Origin of the sequence: Streptomyces sp. NPDC004667 (genome assembly GCF_040609475.1) — a bacterium.
Taxonomy (GTDB): Bacteria; Actinomycetota; Actinomycetes; order Streptomycetales; family Streptomycetaceae; genus Streptomyces.
Genome location: NZ_JBEXKC010000004.1, coordinates 138,299 through 158,097, shown reverse-complemented (window position 1 = coordinate 158,097; position 19,799 = coordinate 138,299). Strand labels below are relative to the sequence as shown.

At 73.8% G+C, this 19,799-nt stretch carries 19 protein-coding genes and 1 pseudogene; 17 read left to right on the top strand and 3 right to left on the bottom strand.

Annotation, left to right across the window (positions count from 1 at the left end):
• Nucleotides 1–68 precede the first annotated feature (68 nt).
• On the top strand, nt 69–599 hold the full coding sequence (locus ABZW32_RS04005) for a Uma2 family endonuclease (RefSeq protein ID WP_356210797.1): 531 nt from the start codon (nt 69–71) through the stop codon (nt 597–599).
• A 5-nt stretch (nt 600–604) separates the two neighbouring features.
• Here the strand turns inward: ABZW32_RS04005 and ABZW32_RS04000 are convergent, their stop codons facing one another.
• A complete protein-coding gene (locus ABZW32_RS04000; protein ID WP_356210795.1) occupies nt 605–1,405 on the bottom strand; it encodes a DUF3097 domain-containing protein in 801 nt (266 codons plus the stop codon).
• Between the two features lie 28 nt (nt 1,406–1,433).
• Nucleotides 1,434–2,165, bottom strand: coding sequence for an MBL fold metallo-hydrolase (locus ABZW32_RS03995; RefSeq protein ID WP_356210792.1), 732 nt, complete (start codon nt 2,163–2,165; stop codon nt 1,434–1,436).
• A 199-nt stretch (nt 2,166–2,364) separates the two neighbouring features.
• On the opposite strand from ABZW32_RS03995, the gene hrcA reads away from it, so the two are divergent.
• The 13 genes and pseudogenes from hrcA (at nt 2,365) to ABZW32_RS03930 (ending at nt 14,059) form a co-directional block, all read left to right on the top strand.
• A complete protein-coding gene (hrcA, locus tag ABZW32_RS03990; protein WP_030226948.1) occupies nt 2,365–3,381 on the top strand; it encodes a heat-inducible transcriptional repressor HrcA in 1,017 nt (338 codons plus the stop codon).
• Entirely contained in the window at nt 3,382–4,521 is a 1,140-nt protein-coding gene (gene dnaJ, locus ABZW32_RS03985) for a molecular chaperone DnaJ (protein WP_356210790.1), read from the top strand. It abuts the gene before it with no gap.
• 145 nt (nt 4,522–4,666) lie between these two features.
• The gene (locus ABZW32_RS03980) at nt 4,667–5,758 is read left to right on the top strand and encodes a nitronate monooxygenase (RefSeq protein ID WP_356210787.1); all 1,092 of its coding nucleotides are present in this window, start codon (nt 4,667–4,669) and stop codon (nt 5,756–5,758) included.
• Complete coding sequence (locus ABZW32_RS03975; protein ID WP_356210785.1) at nt 5,755–6,498, top strand: 16S rRNA (uracil(1498)-N(3))-methyltransferase; 744 nt, start codon at nt 5,755–5,757, stop codon at nt 6,496–6,498. Before ABZW32_RS03980 ends, ABZW32_RS03975 begins: the two co-directional genes overlap by 4 nt.
• Before the next feature lie 183 nt (nt 6,499–6,681).
• Nucleotides 6,682–7,041: a histidine triad nucleotide-binding protein gene (locus ABZW32_RS03970; RefSeq protein ID WP_356210783.1), complete on the top strand. Its 360-nt coding sequence runs from the start codon at nt 6,682–6,684 to the stop codon at nt 7,039–7,041.
• 3 nt (nt 7,042–7,044) lie between these two features.
• Nucleotides 7,045–7,950, top strand: a complete 906-nt coding sequence (locus ABZW32_RS03965) for a ribonuclease Z (RefSeq protein ID WP_356210781.1) — start codon at nt 7,045–7,047, stop codon at nt 7,948–7,950.
• Between the two features lie 195 nt (nt 7,951–8,145).
• On the top strand, nt 8,146–9,246 hold the full coding sequence (locus tag ABZW32_RS03960; RefSeq protein WP_356210779.1) for a PfkB family carbohydrate kinase: 1,101 nt from the start codon (nt 8,146–8,148) through the stop codon (nt 9,244–9,246).
• A gap of 125 nt (nt 9,247–9,371) precedes the next feature.
• Nucleotides 9,372–10,409 (top strand): PhoH family protein, encoded by a 1,038-nt coding sequence (locus tag ABZW32_RS03955; RefSeq protein ID WP_356210776.1) that lies wholly within the window; start codon nt 9,372–9,374, stop codon nt 10,407–10,409.
• Nucleotides 10,410–10,422: 13 nt separating this feature from the next.
• Nucleotides 10,423–10,920, top strand: a complete 498-nt coding sequence (ybeY, locus tag ABZW32_RS03950) for an rRNA maturation RNase YbeY (protein ID WP_356210774.1) — start codon at nt 10,423–10,425, stop codon at nt 10,918–10,920.
• The gene (locus ABZW32_RS03945; RefSeq protein ID WP_356210771.1) at nt 10,917–12,224 is read left to right on the top strand and encodes a hemolysin family protein; all 1,308 of its coding nucleotides are present in this window, start codon (nt 10,917–10,919) and stop codon (nt 12,222–12,224) included. The genes ybeY and ABZW32_RS03945 overlap by 4 nt, the downstream gene beginning before the upstream one ends.
• Complete coding sequence (locus ABZW32_RS03940; RefSeq protein ID WP_356210768.1) at nt 12,221–12,574, top strand: MmcQ/YjbR family DNA-binding protein; 354 nt, start codon at nt 12,221–12,223, stop codon at nt 12,572–12,574. Before ABZW32_RS03945 ends, ABZW32_RS03940 begins: the two co-directional genes overlap by 4 nt.
• A gap of 57 nt (nt 12,575–12,631) precedes the next feature.
• Nucleotides 12,632–12,997, top strand: a complete 366-nt coding sequence (locus ABZW32_RS03935) for a cytidine deaminase (RefSeq protein WP_356210766.1) — start codon at nt 12,632–12,634, stop codon at nt 12,995–12,997.
• A 55-nt stretch (nt 12,998–13,052) separates the two neighbouring features.
• Nucleotides 13,053–14,059: pseudogene (locus ABZW32_RS03930) on the top strand (aminoglycoside phosphotransferase family protein).
• On the opposite strand, the gene ABZW32_RS03925 reads toward ABZW32_RS03930, so the two are convergent.
• A complete protein-coding gene (locus ABZW32_RS03925) occupies nt 14,040–15,413 on the bottom strand; it encodes an MFS transporter (protein ID WP_356210763.1) in 1,374 nt (457 codons plus the stop codon). The pseudogene ABZW32_RS03930 and the gene ABZW32_RS03925 sit on opposite strands and share 20 nt — an antisense overlap.
• A gap of 19 nt (nt 15,414–15,432) precedes the next feature.
• On the opposite strand from ABZW32_RS03925, the gene ABZW32_RS03920 reads away from it, so the two are divergent.
• The 3 genes from ABZW32_RS03920 (at nt 15,433) to era (ending at nt 19,787) form a co-directional block, all read left to right on the top strand.
• Nucleotides 15,433–16,506, top strand: coding sequence for a helix-turn-helix domain-containing protein (locus ABZW32_RS03920; protein ID WP_356210760.1), 1,074 nt, complete (start codon nt 15,433–15,435; stop codon nt 16,504–16,506).
• Between the two features lie 120 nt (nt 16,507–16,626).
• A complete protein-coding gene (locus ABZW32_RS03915) occupies nt 16,627–17,910 on the top strand; it encodes a beta-xylosidase (RefSeq protein ID WP_356210862.1) in 1,284 nt (427 codons plus the stop codon).
• A 935-nt stretch (nt 17,911–18,845) separates the two neighbouring features.
• Nucleotides 18,846–19,787: a GTPase Era gene (gene era, locus ABZW32_RS03910; RefSeq protein WP_030226987.1), complete on the top strand. Its 942-nt coding sequence runs from the start codon at nt 18,846–18,848 to the stop codon at nt 19,785–19,787.
• Nucleotides 19,788–19,799 lie beyond the last annotated feature (12 nt).

Genomic DNA, 19,799 nt, shown 5'->3' with positions numbered 1-19,799 from the left:
AGCTTTCTGTCGCAACCCCGGCGGCAGAAGTGGAGGGCACGGAGATGACCGCTGTGGACGATCGCCGGATGACCGAGTACTTCGAGAGCTTCGAGGCTCCCGAGGGGGTCAAGGTCGAGCTCCTCAGGGGGGAAATCGTGATGATGGCGGGGCCTGACGTGGTCCACAACCTGATCGTCATGTTCGTGCAGCGGCAGATCCCCACGGATCGCTGGTACCCGCTCCAGACGCAGGACGTGGATATCCCGGCGGAATCGTCTGAGCCGCAGCCGGACCTCGTCGTCCTGCCGATCGAGGCAGCGCCGGAGTCCGGTCGTCTCTTGCCTGCGGGCGCCTTGGCAATGGTGGTCGAGGTCGTCTCCAAGACCAGCAAGTTGCGCGATCACGTGACGAAGCGCTCCATCTACGCGGCTGGCCGCATCCCCACCTACCTGATCATCGACCCTTTCCAGGCCAAGTGTGTGGTGCTTACTGAACCCTTCGGCGTTGGGGACGAGGCCAACTACCGCAACGAGTGGACCGGCAAGTTCGGTGAGCCGGTCCCGCTCGACGACCTCGGGGTCACGCTCGACACCACCGAGTTCGGAACTCTCCAGTAGCCCGTTCAGGGTCCCGTGACGAAGTCGATCAGCTCCTCCACCCGCCCCAGCAGCGTCGGCTCCAGGTCCCGGTAGGACGAGACGCGGGACAGGACGTGCTGCCACGCGGCCCCGGTGTTCTCCGGCCAGCCCAGGGCCCGGCAGACGCCCGTCTTCCAGTCCTGGCCGCGCGGCACCTCGGGCCACGCCCGGATGCCCAGCGCGGACGGCTTCACCGCCTGCCACACGTCCACGTACGGGTGACCCACCACCAGCACGTCCGGGGAGGTCACCGACGCCGCGATCCGGGACTCCTTCGACCCCGGCACCAGGTGGTCCACCAGGACGCCGAGGCGGGCGTCCGGCCCCGGGGCGAACTCCGCCACCACGGCCACGAGGTCGTCGATCCCCTCCAGGTACTCCACCACCACGCCCTCGATGCGCAGGTCGTCACCCCAGACCCGCTCCACCAGCTCGGCGTCGTGGCGGCCCTCCACGTAGATCCGTCCGGCCCGCGCCACCCGGGCCCGCGCCCCCGGGACGGCCAGCGAGCCCGAGGCCGTACGGGCGGGCGCGGCGGGCGCCCTCGACGGGCGGACCAGGGTCACCACGGCGCCGTCCAGCACGAAGCCGCGCGGTTCCAGGGGGAAGACCCGGCGCTTGCCGAAGCGGTCCTCCAGGGTCACCGTGCCCGCCTCGCACGCCACCACCGCGCCGCAGAAGTCGGTGCCCGCCACCTCGACCACCAGATCGGGGTCCGCGGCCACCTCCGGCACGGCCTTGGCACGCTTCCACTGCGGGGTCAGGTCGGGGGAGTACTCGCGCATCCGGCCGACACTAGGAGAGCCGCCGCCGTCAGCTCCGCGACACGCCGAACAGGTCCGCCAGTGTGTCGCGTTGGGCACGCACGAAGCCGGCCCCGACCACCGCACCGTGACCCGGCACGTACAGCGCGTCGTCACCGCCCAGCGCGAGCAGGCGGTCCAGGGCGGCGGGCCACTGCCCGGGCACCGCGTCCGAGCCGGCCTGCGGCTCGCCCGACTCCTCCACCAGGTCCCCGCAGAACACCACCTCCCGCTCGCCCGGCACCAGGACCGTCAGATCGTGCTGCGAGTGCGCGGGCCCGACGTTGGCCAGCAGTACCTGTACGCCGCCCAGCTCCAGCGTCCACTCGCCCGACACCAGGTGCTCCGGCGCCCGCAGCAGGCCCGCCGCCTCGGCCGCCTCCGCCCCGTCCAGGCCGTGGCCGACCGCGCTCGCGCGCAGCTCCTCACGGCCGCCGGGGGTCGCCAGGAGCCGGTCGAGGCCGACCGCACCGTAGAACCGGGCGCCCTCGAAGGCCGGGCCGCCCAGCACGTGGTCGAAATGTCCGTGCGTGAATGCGATATGGGTCACGCGCCGACCCGTCAGCCGCTCCGCCTCGGCCCGCACCACGGCGCCCTCGCGCACACAGGATCCGGGGTCGATCAGGAGCACCGACTCGTCCCCCACCACCAGTCCCACCGTGCAGTCCCACACCGGGAGCCGCCGCCGGCCGGTCCGTCCGGTCAGCCGTTCCCAGCCCGCCTCTTCCCAACGTACGTCCATGGGGCGACGCTACCCTGGCGGGCCGCCCTTGCCCCCGGCGTACCACCCGGCCGTACACTGACCGGGGGATCTCTGGCACTCGGGCGCCCGGAGTGCCAAACGAGGCCCGGGGGCGGACGCCGGCGGGCCGGCCGGCCGACCCCCAGGACCGACCGACCGACGACCGACCGACGACCGACCGCATCCGGAGGTGTGCGCGATGCTCAGTGAACGCAGGCTCGAAGTGCTGCGCGCCATCGTCCAGGACTACGTCGGGACGGAGGAGCCGGTCGGTTCCAAGGCCCTCACCGAGCGCCACCGCCTCGGCGTCTCGCCCGCCACCGTGCGCAACGACATGGCCGTGCTGGAGGAGGAGGGCTACATCGCGCAGCCCCACACCAGCGCCGGCCGGATCCCCACCGACAAGGGCTACCGCCTCTTCGTCGACAAGCTGGCGGGGGTCAAGCCGCTGTCGACGCCCGAGCGGCGGGCCATCCAGAACTTCCTCGACGGCGCCGTCGACCTCGACGACGTGGTCGGCCGCACGGTGCGGCTGCTCGCGCAGCTCACCCGGCAGGTCGCCGTCGTCCAGTACCCCTCGCTGACCCGCTCCACCGTCCGCCACGTCGAGCTGCTGTCGCTGGCCCCGGCCCGGCTGATGCTCGTACTGATCACGGACACCGGGCGGGTCGAGCAGCGGCTCGTCGACACCCAGACGCCCTTCGGCGAGACCTCGCTCGCCGACCTGCGGGCGCGGCTGAACAGCCGGGTCGTCGGCCGTCGGTTCACCGACGTGCCGCAGCTCGTGCAGGACCTTCCGGAGTCGTTCGAGATCGACGACCGGGCGACCGTCAAGGCCGTCCTGGCGACCCTTCTCGAAACGCTGGCCGAGGAGGCGGAGGAGCGGCTGATGATCGGCGGCACCGCCAACCTCACTCGCTTCGGACATGATTTCCCCCTGACGATCAGGCCGGTGCTCGAAGCACTCGAGGAGCACGTCGTGCTCCTCAAGCTGCTGGGCGAGGCCGGGGAGTCGGGGATGGCCGTACGGATCGGGCACGAGAACGCCTACGAGGGACTCAACTCCACGTCGGTCGTGTCCGTCGGCTACGGTTCGGGCGGCGAAGCAGTCGCCAAACTCGGCGTGGTCGGACCGACCCGCATGGACTACCCCGGAACGATGGGAGCGGTACGCGCAGTGGCACGTTACGTCGGACAGATCCTGGCGGAGTCGTAAGTGGCCACGGACTACTACGCCGTACTCGGCGTGCGCCGCGACGCATCCCAGGACGAGATCAAGAAGGCATTCCGGCGGCTCGCGCGCGAGCTGCACCCGGACGTCAATCCCGATCCCAAGACGCAAGAGCGCTTCAAGGAGATCAACGCCGCCTACGAGGTCCTCTCGGACCCGCAGAAGAAGCAGGTCTACGACCTCGGCGGCGACCCGCTGTCCTCCTCGGGCGGGGGCGGCGGCGCGGGCGGCTTCGGCGCGGGTGGCTTCGGCAACTTCTCGGACATCATGGACGCCTTCTTCGGCCAGTCCCAGCAGCGCGGCCCGCGCTCGCGGACCCGCCGGGGCCAGGACGCCATGATCCGCCTCGACCTGGAACTGGACGAGGCCGCCTTCGGCACGACCAAGGACATCCAGGTCGACACGGCCGTCGTCTGCACCACCTGCTCGGGCGAGGGCGCCGCCCCCGGCACCTCCGCGCAGACCTGTGACATGTGCCGCGGCCGCGGTGAGGTCTCGCAGGTCACCCGGTCCTTCCTGGGCCAGGTCATGACCTCGCGGCCCTGCCCGCAGTGCCAGGGCTTCGGCACCGTGGTCCCGACCCCGTGCCCCGAGTGCGCGGGCGACGGCCGGGTCCGCTCCCGCCGCAGCCTGACGGTCAAGATCCCCGCCGGTGTCGAGAACGGCACCCGCATCCAGCTCGCGGGCGAGGGCGAGGTCGGCCCCGGCGGCGGCCCCGCCGGCGACCTGTACGTGGAGATCCACGAGCTGCCGCACCCGACCTTCCAGCGGCGCGGGGACGACCTGCACTGCACGGTCACCATCCCCATGACGGCGGCGGCCCTGGGCACCAAGTGCCCGCTGGAGACGCTGGACGGCATGGAGGAGATCGACATCCGGCCCGGCACCCAGTCCGGCCAGGCGATCCCGCTGCACGGGCGCGGCGTCACGCACCTGCGCGGCGGCGGGCGCGGCGACCTGATCGTCCACGTCGAGGTCACCACCCCCGGCAAGCTGGACCCCCAGCAGGAGGACCTGCTGCGCCAGCTCGCGAAGCTGCGCGGCGAGGAGCGCCCGATGGGCCAGTTCGCCCCCGGCCAGCAGGGGCTGTTCAGCCGCCTGAAGGACGCGTTCAACGGCCGCTGACCGGCCCGCGACAGCACGCAGGAGCCCGGCCCGGGGACACCCCGGACCGGGCTCCGCGCTTTCCCCGCGGTGGAAGGGAAGTGGACTATGCCAGGCGAATTGCCGTGATTCGGCGCGGTGCGCCGGACGTGGCACGATGCAGTCCATGTCCTCCGCGCCGAACGGTCTCCCCCGGTACCCGATCGTGCAGGCTCCCATGGCGGGCGGCGCCTCCTGCCCGCCGCTCGCCGCCGCCGTGTGCGAGGCCGGCGGGCTCGGTTTCCTGGCCGGCGGCTACAAGACCGCCGACGGCATGTACCAGGAGATCAAGCAGCTCCGCGGGCTCACCCGGCGTCCCTTCGGAGTGAGCCTCTTCCTGCCGCAGACCGGATACGTCGACCCGGCCGCCGTCGAGGCCTACCGCGGCCAGCTGGCCGGCGAGGCGAGCTGGTACGAGGTCTCGCTCGCGGAAGAGGACATCATCGGCACCTGCGACGACGGCTACGAGGCCAAGCTGGCGATCCTGCTGGAGGACCCGGTCCCGGTCGTCTCCTTCGTCTTCGGCTGCCCGGCGCCCACCGTGATCGCGCGCCTGCGCGCCGTCGGTACGCACACCGTCGTCACCGTGACCTCGGTCGACGAGGCCCGCGCCGCCCAGGAGGCGGGCGCCGACGCCCTGTGCGTCCAGGGGGTCGAGGCCGGCGGACACCAGGGCACCTTCCGCGACGACCCGCAGACCGACGGCACGGCGGCCGTCGGCCTGCTCGCCCTGGTGGCGCAGGTGCGCGAGGCCGTGGCCCTGCCGATCACCGCGGCCGGCGGGCTGATGCGCGGGGCGCAGATCGCGGCGGTGCTCGCGGCGGGCGCGGAGGCGGCGCAGCTCGGCACGGCCTTCCTGGTGTGTCCGGAGTCCGGGGCGCACCCCCTGCACAAGAAGGCGCTGACGGACCCGCTGTTCGGCCACACGGAACTGACCCGGGCCTTCTCCGGCCGTCCCGCCCGGGGCCTGGTCAACCGCTTCGTGCGGGAGCACGGGCCGTACGCCCCTTCCGCGTACCCCCAGATCCACCACATGACCTCGGGGCTGCGCAAGGCCGCCGCCGCGGCCGGGGACCCGCAGGGCATGTCCCTGTGGGCCGGGCAGGGGCACCGGCTGGCGCGGGCGCTGCCCGCCGGGGAGCTGGTGGAGGTGCTGGCGGCCGAACTGGCCCAGGCGCAGAGTGCGTTGAAGGTGTTGCAGATGAGGAGAGCGTCATGACGGCCCCCGTGTTCGTGGTCGAAGAGGTCCCCGCGGGGCCGGAGTTCGTGCTGGACGGCCCCGAGGGGCGGCACGCGGTGTCGGTGAAGCGGCTCGAACCGGGCGAGGAACTCGTCCTCACGGACGGCCGCGGCCGCTGGGCCGACGCCGTGGTGAAGGCGGCCGAGGGCAAGGACCGGCTGGTCGTCTCCGTCTCGGGGGTCGCGCAGGAGCCCGAACCCGCCGTGCGGATCACGGTGGTGCAGGCACTGCCCAAGGGTGACCGGGGCGAGGTCGCCGTCGAGACGATGACGGAGACCGGCGTCGACGCCATCGTGCCGTGGCAGGCCTCGCGGTGCATCACCCAGTGGCGGGGCGAGCGCGGGGCGAAGTCCCTGGCCAAGTGGCGTGCCACCGCACGGGAGTCGGGCAAGCAGTCGCGCCGGGTGCGGTTCCCCGAGGTGGCCGAGGCGCTGTCCACCAAGCAGGTGGCCGCGCTGCTGGCGGAGGCCGACCTGGCGATGGTGCTCCACGAGGACCGCGAGGCCGCCTCCGAGGCCCTGGCGACGGCGGAGCTGCCGGAGTCCGGCTCGGTGGTGCTGGTGGTCGGCCCCGAGGGAGGGGTGTCCCCGGAGGAACTCGCGGCCTTCGCGCAGGCGGGCGCCCGCCCGTACCGGCTCGGCCGCTCCGTGCTGCGCACGTCCACGGCGGGCACGGCGGCGACCGCGGTCCTGCTGGCGCGCACGGGGCGCTGGGCGTAGGGCGTAGGGCGGGTGCCGCCGGACCCGGCCGGGTCCTGCCGGGCCCCGCCCGGGGTCGCCGGACCCGGCCGGGGTCCTGCCGGACCCCGGCCCGGGGTCGCCGGGCGGGGTGCCGGGCGATCCGTGGCCGGGGCGCGGGCGGTTACGATGCCCCGACCGATCCACCTCACGGGAGGCGCAGCCATGGCCGGGGAACCGCAGGCGGACTGCCTGTTCTGCAAGATCGTCGCGGGGAGCATCCCGGCGACCGTGGTCCGCGAGACCGAGACGACCGTCGCCTTCCGGGACATCAACCCGCAGGCGCCGACGCACGTCCTGGTCATCCCGAAGGTCCACTACCCCGACGCCGCCTCCCTCGCGGCGGCCGAGCCGGGCGTCGCCGCCGACGTGCTGTGCGAGGCCGGGCGGATCGCCTCGGACGAGAAGGTCGACGGCCACGGCTACCGGATCGTCTTCAACACCGGCGCCGGCGCCGGCCAGACCGTCTTCCACGCGCACGCCCACGTCCTGGGCGGCCGCGGCCTCCAGTGGCCCCCCGGATAGACCGTGTCCGTACGAGAGTTCGTGGTCCTGGGCACCGCCAGCCAGGTTCCCACCCGTCAGCGCAACCACAACGGCTACCTGCTGCGCTGGGACGGCGAGGGCATCCTCTTCGACCCGGGCGAGGGCACGCAGCGCCAGATGCTGCGGGCCGGGGTCGCCGCGCACGACATCAACCGGATCTGCGTCACGCACTTCCACGGCGACCACAGCCTCGGGCTGGCCGGGGTGATCCAGCGGATCAACCTCGACCAGGTCCCGCACCCGGTGACCGCGCACTACCCGGCCTCGGGGCAGAAGTTCTTCGACCGGCTCCGGTACGCGACCGCCTACCGGGAGACCGTACGGCTCCGGGAGGAGCCGGTGGAGCGCGACGGGACGCTGGCGGGCGGGCCCCCGTACGTCCTGGAGGCCCGGCGGCTCTCGCACCCGGTGGAGTCCTTCGGCTACCGGGTTACCGAGCCGGACGGGCGCCGGATGGTGCCGGAGCTGCTCGCGCGGCACGGGATCAAGGGGCCCGACGTGGGCCGGATCCAGCGCGAGGGACGCCTCGGCGCGGTCACCCTCGACGAGGTCAGCGAGCACCGGGCGGGGCAGCGGTTCGCCTTCGTCATGGACACCCGGCTGTGTTCCGGGGTGGAGGAGCTGGCCGAGGGCTGCGACATGCTGGTCATCGAGTCGACCTTCCTCGACGCCGACGTCCGGCTGGCCACCGACCACGGGCACCTGACCGCCGGCCAGGCGGCGGGGGTGGCGCGGGACGCGGGTGTGCGGCACCTGGTGCTGACGCACTTCTCCCAGCGGTACTCCGACCCGTCGGAGTTCGAACGCGAGGCCCGCGCGGCGGGCTTCGAGGGGGAGCTGACGATCGCGGCGGACCTGGTGCGGGTCCCGGTGCCGAAGCGCCCCTGAGCCCTGTCGTCAAAGGGCCCCGACACCGGTGCTCAGGTGGAGCGGGAGGTTCCGGGGCGGGGAGAAGAGCGTTCTGTGGGTGAGGTGCGTCACACTGGGTTTCGGCCCTGCCCGTCACGGGCAGGGCTGGCAGCTTTCCACCCGTGAACCCGCAAGCAGAAACGACACTTCAGACACCTCAACGGGGAGCACACCGTGACCAGTCGGGACAGCCGCACCAACCGCCCGGGCAAGCTGGATCCTCTGGGGCCCTTGCGCGACCCCCAAGAGCCGGGCTGCGACGTCTTCCTGACCGGCACGGTCTTCCTCGACATCATCTTCACCGGACTCGACTCGGCACCCGTGCGCGGCACGGAGTCCTGGGCGCGCGGCATGGGCTCCAGCCCCGGCGGCGTGGCCAACATGGCCACCGCCCTGGCCCGGCTCGGCCTGCGCACCTCGCTGGCCGCCGCGTTCGGCGACGACCACTACGGCGAGTACTGCTGGGACGCCCTCGAACAGGGCGAGGGCATCGACCTGGCGATGTCGCGGACCGTACCCGGCTGGCACAGCCCCGTCACGGTCTCGATGGCCTACGAGGGCGAGCGCACGATGGTCTCCCACGGCCACGAGGCCCCGCCCCCCACCGGCCCCGGGCCCTTCCCCTGGTGTCCCCCGAAGGCCCGCGCGGCGGTGGCCTCGCTGGCGGCGGGCCCCGGCGAGGGATGGGTCGCCGAAGCGGCCCGCCGCGGCTCGCGGATCTTCGCGGACGTGGGCTGGGACGACACCGGCCGCTGGGACCTGGGGGCCCTGCCCGACCTCTCCCACTGCGAGGCCTTCCTGCCCAACGCGGGCGAGGCGATGCGCTACACCCGCACCGAGTGTCCGCGCGCCGCGGCCCGGGCCCTGGCGGAGAGGGTGCCGGTCGCGGTGGTGACCATGGGGGCAGAGGGCTCGTACGCGGTGGACAGCCGCACCGGGGAGACGGCCGAGGTCCCCGCGATCACGGTCGACGCCCTGGACCCGACGGGAGCCGGGGACGTGTACGTCGCCGGGTTCGTCACCGGCAGCCTGGCGGGCTGGCCGCTGGCGGACCGGCTCGCCTTCGCCGGACTGACCGCCGCCCTCTCGGTACAGGAGTTCGGAGGCTCCCTCTCGGCCCCGGGATGGCCCGAGGTGGCCCACTGGTGGCGCACCGCCCCGGAGCCCCTGCGAGGCCGCTACGGCTTCCTCGACGCCCTCGTGCCGCCGGGCGCCAGCCCGTCCCCGCGCCGCCGGGCCGTGCCCACGATCGGCTTCCGCCACCCGGTCCAGTAGCCGCCGCGGCCGGACCGGAAAACCCCTCGGGGATGCCCGGGGGTGGACGTACCCTTGGTACTCCGGAGGTCGACGATCGGCGCGGCCCCTCAGCGGGAGGTATGCGCAGGCCACAGTGCCGGCCCATGACTCAGACACCGACAGCCCAGACCCCCGCGCCGGGCCAGGCGCGAGCCCACTTCACCGTACCGGCGACGCACCCGATGGTGACGGTGCTCGGCTCGGGCGACGCGCTGCTGCGCGTGATCGAGAAGGCTTTCCCGAAGGCCGACATCCATGTTCGGGGCAATCAGGTCAGCGCGATCGGACCGGCGGTGGAAGTAGCCCTGATCCAGCGCCTGTTCGACGAGATGATGCTCGTGCTGCGCACCGGGCAGTCGATGACGGAGGACGCAGTGGAACGCTCGATCGCCATGCTCAAGGCGAACGGCACCGGTGGCGGCGAGGCGGAGACCCCGGCCGAGGTGCTCACCCAGAACATCCTCTCCAGCCGGGGGCGCACCATCCGCCCCAAGACCCTCAATCAGAAGCGGTACGTCGACGCGATCGACAAGAACACGATCGTCTTCGGCATCGGCCCCGCCGGTACCGGCAAGACCTACCTCGCCATGGCGAAGGCGGTCCAGGCCCTGCAGTCCAAGCAGGTCAGCCGGATCATCCTGACCCGCCCCGCCGTCGAGGCGGGCGAGCGCCTCGGCTTCCTCCCGGGCACCCTCTTCGACAAGATCGACCCGTACCTGCGTCCGCTCTACGACGCCCTGCACGACATGATCGACCCGGACTCGATCCCCCGCCTCATGGCCGCGGGCACCATCGAGGTGGCGCCCCTGGCATACATGAGGGGCCGCACCCTTAATGAGGCCTTCGTCGTGCTCGACGAGGCGCAGAACACCACCACCGAGCAGATGAAGATGTTCCTCACCCGGCTCGGCTTCGATTCCAAGATCGTGATCACGGGTGACGTCACGCAGGTCGACCTGCCCGGCGGGGCCCGGAGCGGGCTGCGGCAGGTGCAGGACATCCTGGAGGGGGTGCCGGACATCCACTTCTCGCGGCTCACGTCCGAGGATGTCGTCCGCCACAAGCTGGTCGGCCGTATCGTCGACGCGTACGAGAAGTACGACGACGCCCATCCGGCCCCGAACGGCCACCAGCGGAAGTAGAGCTCAGCGCACCATGTCGATCGACGTCAACAACGAGTCCGGAACCGAGGTCGACGAGCAGGCGATCCTCGACATCGCCCGCTACGCGCTCACCCGGATGAGGATCCACCCGCTGTCCGAGCTCTCCGTCATCGTCATCGACGAGGACGCGATGGAGCAGCTCCACATCCAGTGGATGGACCTGCCCGGTCCGACCGACGTCATGTCCTTCCCGATGGACGAGCTCCGTCCGCCGTCGAAGGACGACGAGGAGCCCCCGCAGGGGCTCCTCGGTGACATCGTGCTGTGCCCCGAGGTCGCGAAGAAGCAGGGCGAGGACGCCCCGACGCAGCACTCCATGGACGAGGAGCTCCAGCTCCTGACCGTCCACGGGGTGCTGCACCTGCTCGGCTACGACCACGAGGAGCCGGACGAGAAGGCCGAGATGTTCGGCCTCCAGGCGGCCATCGTCGACGGCTGGCGCGGTGAGCGCGGCATGACCGGTCCCTCGCCGGCGCCCACCGTCTCGTGACCGCCCCCCAGCTGATCACCGGCGCGGTCCTGCTGGTCGTGGTGGCCTGGTTCGCGGCGTGCGCGGAGTCCGGCATCGCCCGCATCTCCGCCTTCCGCGCCGAACAGGCCGTACGGGAGGGCCGGCGCGGGAGCGCCAAGCTCGCCCAGGTGGCCGGGGACCCGACCCGCTACCTGAACGTGGCGCTGCTGGTCCGGGTGACCTGCGAGATGGCGGCGGGCGTGCTCGTCACGTACGTGTGCCTCGACGCGTTCGGGGAGAACTGGACCGCGCTGCTCGTGGCCATCGGGGTGATGGTCCTCGTGTCCTTCGTGGCGGTGGGGGTGTCCCCGCGCACCATCGGCCGCCAGCACCCGCTGAACACGGCGACCGCCGCGGCCTACGTGCTGGTGCCGCTGGCCCGGGTGATGGGTCCGATCCCGCAGTTGCTGATCCTCATCGGCAACGCGCTCACGCCGGGGAAGGGCTTCCGCAAGGGGCCGTTCGCCTCCGAGGCCGAGCTGCGCGCGATGGTGGACCTCGCGGAGAAGGAGTCGCTGATCCAGGACGAGGAGCGCCGGATGGTGCACCAGGTCTTCGAGCTGGGCGACACCCTCGTGCGCGAGGTGATGGTGCCGCGCACCGATCTGGTGTGCATCGAGCGGTACAAGACGATCCGTCAGGCGACCACGCTCGCCCTGCGGTCGGGCTTCTCGCGGATCCCGGTCACGGGGGAGAACGAGGACGACATCGTCGGCATCGTGTACCTGAAGGACCTCGTCCGCCGGACGCACATCAGCCGTGACGCGGAGAGCGACCTGGTCTCCACGGCGATGCGGCCGGCGGTGTTCGTGCCGGACACGAAGAACGCGGGGGACCTGCTGCGCGAGATGCAGTCGGTGCGCAACCACGTGGCCGTGGTCATCGACGAGTACGGCGGCACCGCGGGCATCGTGACCATCGAGGACATCCTGGAGGAGATCGTCGGTGAGATCACCGACGAGTACGACCGGGAGATCGCGCCCGTGGAGGAGCTGGGCGACGACCGCTACCGGGTCACGGCCCGGCTCGACATCACCGACCTCGGAGAGCTTTTCGGGGTGGAGGCCTTCGACGACGAGGACGTGGAGACGGTCGGCGGGCTGCTGGCGAAGGCGCTGGGGCGGGTTCCGATCGCCGGTGCGTCGTCGGTGGTGGAGCTGCCGGACGGGCGCCCGCTGCGGATGACGGCGGAGTCCCCGGCCGGTCGGCGCAACAAGATCGTGACGGTGCTGGTGGAGCCGGTGCAGCCGGTGGCGGCGGCCGACGAGGAGGAGGGCGGATGACCCCGGCGGAGCTGCGTGCCTTGTGTCTGGAGTTCAACGCGGCGGTCGAGGAGTTCCCCTTCACGCCGGAGACCTCGGTGTTCAAGGTGCTGGGGAAGGTGTTCGCGCTCTCGGCGCTGGACGCCGAGCCGTTGAAGGTCAACCTCAAGTGCGATCCGGAGGAGGCCCTTCGGCTGCGCGCGGAGCATGCGGCGATCGCCCCGGGCTGGCACATGAACAAGCGGCACTGGAACACGCTGACCGTCGCGGAGCTGCCGGACGTGCTGGTGCGGGAGCTGGTCGAGGACTCGTACGACCTGGTCGTGGCGGGTCTGCCGAAGGCGGAGCGGCTGCGGCTCGACCGGCCCTGAGGCGCCTCGGCGGGGTCGTCTCACGGTGGCACCGGGGTGCTCCCTATGCTTTCGACCATGAGCGAGAGCACCGTGGGCACCGGGATCGACCCCGAGGACAGCAAGATCATCACGCTGGCGCGCAGCGCCCGGGCCCGCAACGGGGTCCCGGAGGGTGCGGCGGTCCGCGACGAGACCGGCCGTACGTACGTCGCCGGCACCGTGGAGCTGGAGTCCCTGAAGCTGAGCGCCCTGCAGACGGCGGTCGCCATGGCGGTGGCCAGCGGCGCCCGGTCCCTGGAGGCGGCGGCCGTGGTGAGCGCGGCCGACGCGCCCGCCGAAGCCGACCGCGCCGCGGTCCGCGACCTCGGCGGTCCCGCCACCCCCGTCCTGCTGGCCGGCCCGGACGGCACCCTGAAGTCGACCACGCCCGCCGGGGCCTGACCGCCCACCGGTAATCCGGTGGCCCGGCCCCCGCGGCCGGTGGTGGGATGGCCCGATGGGCGAGGACGTGCGCGAGGCGGTGGACCGGGACGGCCATCCCCGGGGGGTGACCCCCTGGGACCGGGCCCCGTGGCGCGCCGCCGCCCTCGCGTGGGCCGGGGACGCGCTGGCCGCGCACGGCCTGCGGGCGACGGGGGAGCGGCGGGTCCGGCTGCGGCCGTGGTCCGTGCTGGTCCGGATCGCGGTCGAGGCGGTGCCCCCGTCTGGTTCAAGGCGAACCCGCCCGCCAGTGCCTTCGAGGCCGGGCTGACCGAGGCCCTCTCCCGCTGGGCCCCCGCACACGGGCTGCGGCCCCTGGTGGTGGACCCCGCCCGGGGCTGGTCGCTGCTGCCGGACGGCGGACCGCTCTTCCGGGACGTGCTGGACGGCGGCCCCGCCGACCCGCGGGCCTGGGAGGCCCCGCTGGCCCGGTACGCCGAACTCCAGCGGGACCTGACGCCGCGCACCGCGGAGATCGAGGCGCTCGGCGTACCCGCCGCCCGGACCGCCGCACTTCCGGAGGTCTTCGACCGGCTGGTCGCCGCGAACACCGCCCTGGACGAGGACGACCGCCGGGCACTGCGGGACCTGCGGCCCCGGCTCGCCGCCTGGTGCGCCGAGCTCGCCGGCGCGGGCGTCGCGGACTCCCTCGACCACGCGGACCTGCACGAGGGGCAGTTCTTCGCCCCGGCGCCGGGCCGGTTCACCTTCTTCGACTGGGGCGACGCCTCCGTCACCCACCCGTTCTGCGGGCTGCTCGTCCCCCTGCGGGTGGCGCGGGCGCGCTACGGGTCCGGGGTGCTGCCCCGGCTGCGGGACGCCTACCTGGAGCCCTGGGGAGGCGCCGGGGCCGACGCGGCCGGCCTGCGCCGCGCGGCGAGCCTGGCCCTGCGGCTCGGGGCCATCGGGCGGGCCGGGTCCTGGGTCCGGCTCTTCCCCGGGGGCCCGGCCGCCGGGGCCAGCTCGGGGGCCGCCGACAGCGCCCGCTGGCTGCGCGAACTGCTCAACGAGCCACTGCTGTAGCGGCCGGGGCGGTGGTCGCGGTGGTCGCGGCGGGGCGGCGGATGACCATGGCCATCAGGGCGGCCATCGCGCACAGGCCGCCCGCCGCGTACCAGACGAGGTCGTAGGAGCCGAAGGCGTCGCGGGCCACGCCGCCGAGGAAGGCCACCAGCGCCGCGCCCACCTGGTGGGAGGCCAGCACCCAGCCGAAGACGATCGCGCTGTCCTCCCCGTAGTGCTCGCGGCACAGGGCGATGGTGGGCGGGACGGTGGCCACCCAGTCCAGGCCGTAGAAGACGATGAAGAACACCATCGGCGGGTGCACGGACGGCGCCAGCAGCACGGGCAGGAACAGCAGGGACACCCCGCGCAGGGCGTAGTACACGGCCAGCAGGCGGCGGGGTGCGAAGCGGTCGGTGAACCAGCCGGAGGCGATGGTGCCGAGGACGTCGAACACGCCGATCACCGCCAGCAGTCCGGCGGCGGCCGTCACGGGCATCCCGTGGTCGTGGGCGGCGGGCACGAAGTGGGTCTTGACCAGGCCGTTGGTGGAGGCGCCGCAGATCGCGAAGGTGCCCGCGAGCAGCCAGAACGGTCCCGTTCGGGCCGCCTTGAGGAGCACGCCGACGGCCCGCCGCGCCGCGCCGGGGACCGGCGCGGGCTTGTCGGCGTAGGCGCCGCCGTAGGGGGCGAGGCCCACGTCGGCGGGGTGGTCGCGCAGCAGCAGCCAGACGAAGGGGACGACGGACAGGGCCGCGAGGGACACCGTCACGGCGGCCGGGCGCCAGCCGTGGTGCTCCACGAGCCAGGACAGCAGCGGCAGGAAGATCAGCTGTCCGGAGGCGCCCGCTGCGGTCAGGATGCCGGTGACCAGGCCGCGCCGGGCGGTGAACCAGCGGTTGGTCACCGTCGCCGCGAAGGCCAGGGCCATCGAGCCGCTGCCCAGCCCCACGAGCACGCCCCAGTACAGGACCAGCTGCCAGGGCGCGGTCATCCACACGGTGGCCAGGGAGCCGCCGGCTATGACGGTCAGGGCGAGGGCGACGACCCGGCGGATGCCGAAACGGTCCATCAGGGCGGCGGCGAAGGGCGCGGTGAGCCCGTAGAGCGCGAGGTTGACGGAGACCGCGAAGCCGATCGTGCCGCGCGACCAGTCGAACTCCGCGTGCAACGGCTCGATGAGCAGTCCGGGGAGGGAGGCGAAGGCGGCCGCGCCGATGATCGTCACGAAGGCGACGGCCGCGGCGAACCAGGCGCGGTGGATGCGTCCGGCCCGGCGGGGAGCGGGCGTGCGGGTCGTGGAGGGGGGTGCTGTCTGCGTCACGTCGACAGCTTCCGGCCTGCGGGACCCCGGCGACAGTGGCCTGACCGACATGGTTCGCTACGATCGGGCCATGGCCACGGAACGCAGCCCCCGGACCCACCGCGTCGTCGTCCTCGCGCTCGCCGGGCTGCTGCCCTTCGAGCTCGGCATTCCGCACCGGATCTTCGGCCGGGCCTGGGACCCGGCGGGACGGCCCCTGTACACGGTCCTGACCTGCGGGACCGCTCCCGGGCCGGTGCGCACGGACGCCGATTTCGCCATCCACGTGGAACACGGCCCGGAGCTGCTGGCGACGGCCGACACGGTCGTGGTGCCCGCCTCGCACGAGCTGGGGCCGGTGCACTCCGAGGGCCGGCTGACCGAGGAGCTCGCCGCCGCCCTCGCGCACGTCCGGCCCGGCACCCGGATGGTGTCCATCTGTACGGGGGGCTACGTCCTGGCCGCCGCCGGTTACCTGGACGGCCGCCCGGCCACCACCCACTGGGCCTGGGCCGAGCACTTCCAGCGGACGTTCCCGCGGGTGCGGGTGGACGCGGGCGTGCTCTACACCGACGACGGGGACGTGCTGACCTCGGCCGGGGTCGCCGCGGGCATCGACCTGTGCCTGCACATCGTGCGCCGCGACCACGGCGCGGCCGTCGCCAACGACACCGCCCGGCGGACCGTCGTGCCGCCCCACCGGGAGGGCGGACAGGCGCAGTTCGTCGCCCGCCCCGTGCCCGAGCCGCAGCGGGCCAGCACCTCGGCGGCGCGCGCCTGGGTGCTGGACCGGCTGCACGAACCGCTGCGGCTCGGCGACCTCGCCCGGCAGGAGGCCATGTCGGTACGGACCTTCACGCGCCGCTTCCGCGAGGAGTCCGGGGTCAGCCCCGGCGAGTGGATCACCGCCCAGCGGGTGGAGCGGGCCCGGCGGCTGCTGGAGCGCACCGAGCTGCCGATGGAGGCGGTGGCGCGGGAGACGGGCTTCGGCACGGCCCAGTCGCTGCGCAAGCACGTCCAGGCGGCGCTGGGGGTGAGCCCGACGGCCTACCGGCGCACCTTCCGGGCGGCGGAGGCGGCCCCGCGGGCGCCCGGGAAGGCGGCGGCGCCCGACACGGTGCCATATCCTGATGGGCCATCAGTTCGTGCCGGGTCCGTGCATTGACTTCTCCCGCCGCCCGCTCGTGAATGTCCCCCTGTCGGGGCGACGGAACGGGGCGACGGAACGCGGGGGGCTCAGGTGCGAACACGCGCGCGCAGCAGGGGATGGCGGGCGGCCGTCGGCATGGCCGTGCTCGCGGCCGCGAGCGGGGGAGCGCTGGGCGGTCCGGCTGCCGCCGTGGAGGAAACGCCCCCGGGGCAGGTGGAGTTCCCCGCGCACTGCCTGCCGCCCCAGGAAGCCGGTCTGCCGCCCGCCGACGGCCCCACCACGGCCCGGATCACCGTCGACAACCCCGCCCCGCGCGTCGGCGACATCGTGACCGTCACCTACCGGGTGGCCCGGTCCCCGGCCGTGAACCCGCTGCCCGCACCCCTGCCCGCCGACGTCCTCACCCCGGCCGGGACGGTCCTGCTCGGCGGCGCGCAGAGCGGCGAGGTCACCGTGGTCGGCGCCAAGCGCAACGAGCCCGTGCAGATGGGGGCCGCCCTGCCCGCCGTCACCATGACCGGCACCTTCACCGTCACCTCCCCGGGCGCGATCACCCTCGCCCCCGGCACCTACACCCTCCACACCGGCCACCTCCTCGACCTGGACACGGTCTGCGGCGTCACCGGCGCACCCGTCTCGGAGCGCCTCACCGCCACCGCACTGCCCACCGCCAACCTGCGCCGCGTCCTGCTGGGCTCCGGCTACGGAGCCCCGGGCGCCCGGGTCACCGTCACCGGGGCGGGCTTCGCCCCGGGCACCGCCGTGACCGTGACGGGCCGCGCGGGCACCGCCGAGACCGCCGACCGGGTGGCGGCCACCGCGGACGCGCGCGGGGAGGTCACCGCGCTGCTGCCCGTCACGGACCGGGCCACGACGGCGGTGGTGGCGTACGAGGGCGCGGCCTGGTCGGCGGGGCGGGGCACGGGCCCGGCCGCGTACACGGTGGTCGAGCCGGCCGTGACACCGCCCGGCACCCAGCGGCTGACGGCGACCGTCGAGCCGGGCAGCCTCGCCATGACCCAGACGGGTGACGCGGTGACCCTCGGCGCGGTCCCGTACGGGGACGGCGGCGCGGCCCCCGGCCGGATCGGCACGGTCACCGTCAAGGACGCCCGGGGCGGCCCGGCGGGGTGGTCGCTGGTCGGCCGGGTCGGCGACTTCGCGGGCCCCGGCGGCCTGCGCATCCCGGGCGGCTCCCTCTCCTGGACCCCCTCCTGCACGGCCGCGCCGGGCAGCCCCAGCCCCTGCGCGCCGGGCAGCCCGGGCCCGGTCGGCCCGGACGGCGCGGTGCTGGCGTCCACCGCCGACGCCCCCCTGACCGGGGGCACCTTCACCATCGACGCCACCGTCGCCCTGCGGGTCCCCGCCTACACCCCGCCGGGGGCGTACACGGCGGTGCTGACCCTGACCCTGTCGTGATCCGGACCGCGGCCGCCGTCCTGGCCGCGGCGGCGCTCGCCCTGTTCGCGCTGCTGGGGCCCGCCCGGTCGGCGGCCGCCGCCGACAACGGGCAGTGGTCCGTGCTGCCCGCTGCCACCGCCGTCGGGCAGCGCCCGTACTTCTACCTCGCCGCGCCCCCCGGCGGAACCGTCCGGGACACCGTCACCATCGCCAACCGCACCGACCGGCCGCGCACCTTCCGGCTCTACGCCGCCGACGCCCACAACACCGCCCGCGACGGCGGTTTCGCCCTGCGAGGCCCCGACGAGCCGCGCGGCGCCCCCGCGGAGTGGGTGCGGCTGGAGCGGGACCGGGTCACCGTGCCGGCCCGGGGGACGGTGGACGTTGGCTTCGAGCTGAGCGTCCCCGACCGGGCCGAGCCCGGGGACCACCCGGGCGCCCTCGTGGCCCTGGAGGACGCGCCGGCCGCCACCGCGGGCACCGCGGCGGGCATCGGGATCCGGCAGGCCGTCGGGGCCCGGCTCTACCTGCGGGTCGCGGGGCCCACCGCGCCCGCCCTCGCGGTGGAGGACGTACGGGCCGTCGCCCCCGCGGGCGGCGCGGGCACGGAGGTCTCGTACACCCTGCGCAACCTCGGCAACGTCACCCTGCGGCCCCGCGCCGTCCTCACCGCCACCGGGACCCTCGGCCGCCCCCTGCTGCACCGCGCGCTCACGGGCCTGCCCGCCGAGCTGCTGCCCGGTCAGCAGGCCCGCCTCACCACCCGCTGGGACGGACCGCCGCCCCTGGAGTGGACCCGGCTGACGGTGCGCGCCGAAGCCTCCGGGGTGAGCGCCACCGGCGGCGCCGACCACGCCGCGCACCCCCTGCTCGCCCCCGTTCTGGCACTCGCCCTGACCCTCGCGGCGGCGGCCTGGTCGGCGCTGGGAGCGGCATCGGGGAGAATGGCCCGTATGAGCGATCGTTCCCCCGAGCCCACCGCCCCGCACCGCGCGGGCTTCGCCTGTTTCGTCGGCCGCCCCAACGCGGGCAAGTCGACCCTGACCAACGCGCTCGTGGGCACCAAGGTCGCGATCACCTCCAACCGGCCGCAGACCACCCGGCACACCGTCCGCGGCATCGTGCACCGCCCCGACGCCCAGCTGGTCCTGGTCGACACCCCCGGGCTGCACAAGCCGCGCACCCTGCTCGGCGAGCGGCTGAACGACGTCGTGCGCACCACGTGGGCCGAGGTCGACGTCATCGGCTTCTGCCTGCCCGCCGACCAGAAGCTCGGTCCCGGCGACAAGTTCATCGCCAAGGAACTCGCGGCGATCAAGAAGACCCCCAAGATCGCCATCGTGACCAAGACCGACCTGGTCGAGTCGAAGGCCCTCGCCGAGCAGCTCCTGGCCATCCACCAGCTCGGCGCGGAACTCGGCATCGAGTGGGCCGAGATCGTCCCCGTCTCGGCGGTCGGCGACAACCAGGTCCAGCTGCTGGCCGACCTGATCGCCCCGCTGCTGCCCGAGAGCCCCCCGCTCTACCCGGAGGGCGACCTCACCGACGAGCCCGAGATGGTGATGGTCGCGGAGCTGATCCGCGAGGCCGCCCTCGAAGGCGTGCGCGACGAGCTCCCGCACTCCATCGCGGTCGTCGTCGAGGAGATGATCCCGCGCGAGAACCGGCCCGCGGACCGGCCGCTGCTCGACATCCACGCCAACGTCTACATCGAGCGCCCCAGCCAGAAGGGCATCATCATCGGCCCCAAGGGCTCGCGCCTGAAGGAGGTCGGCATGAAGTCGCGCAAGCACATCGAGGCGCTGCTCGGCACCCCGGTCTTCCTCGACCTGCACGTGAAGGTCGCCAAGGACTGGCAGCGCGACCCCAAGCAGCTGCGCAAGCTCGGTTTCTAGCGGCCCGGGCCC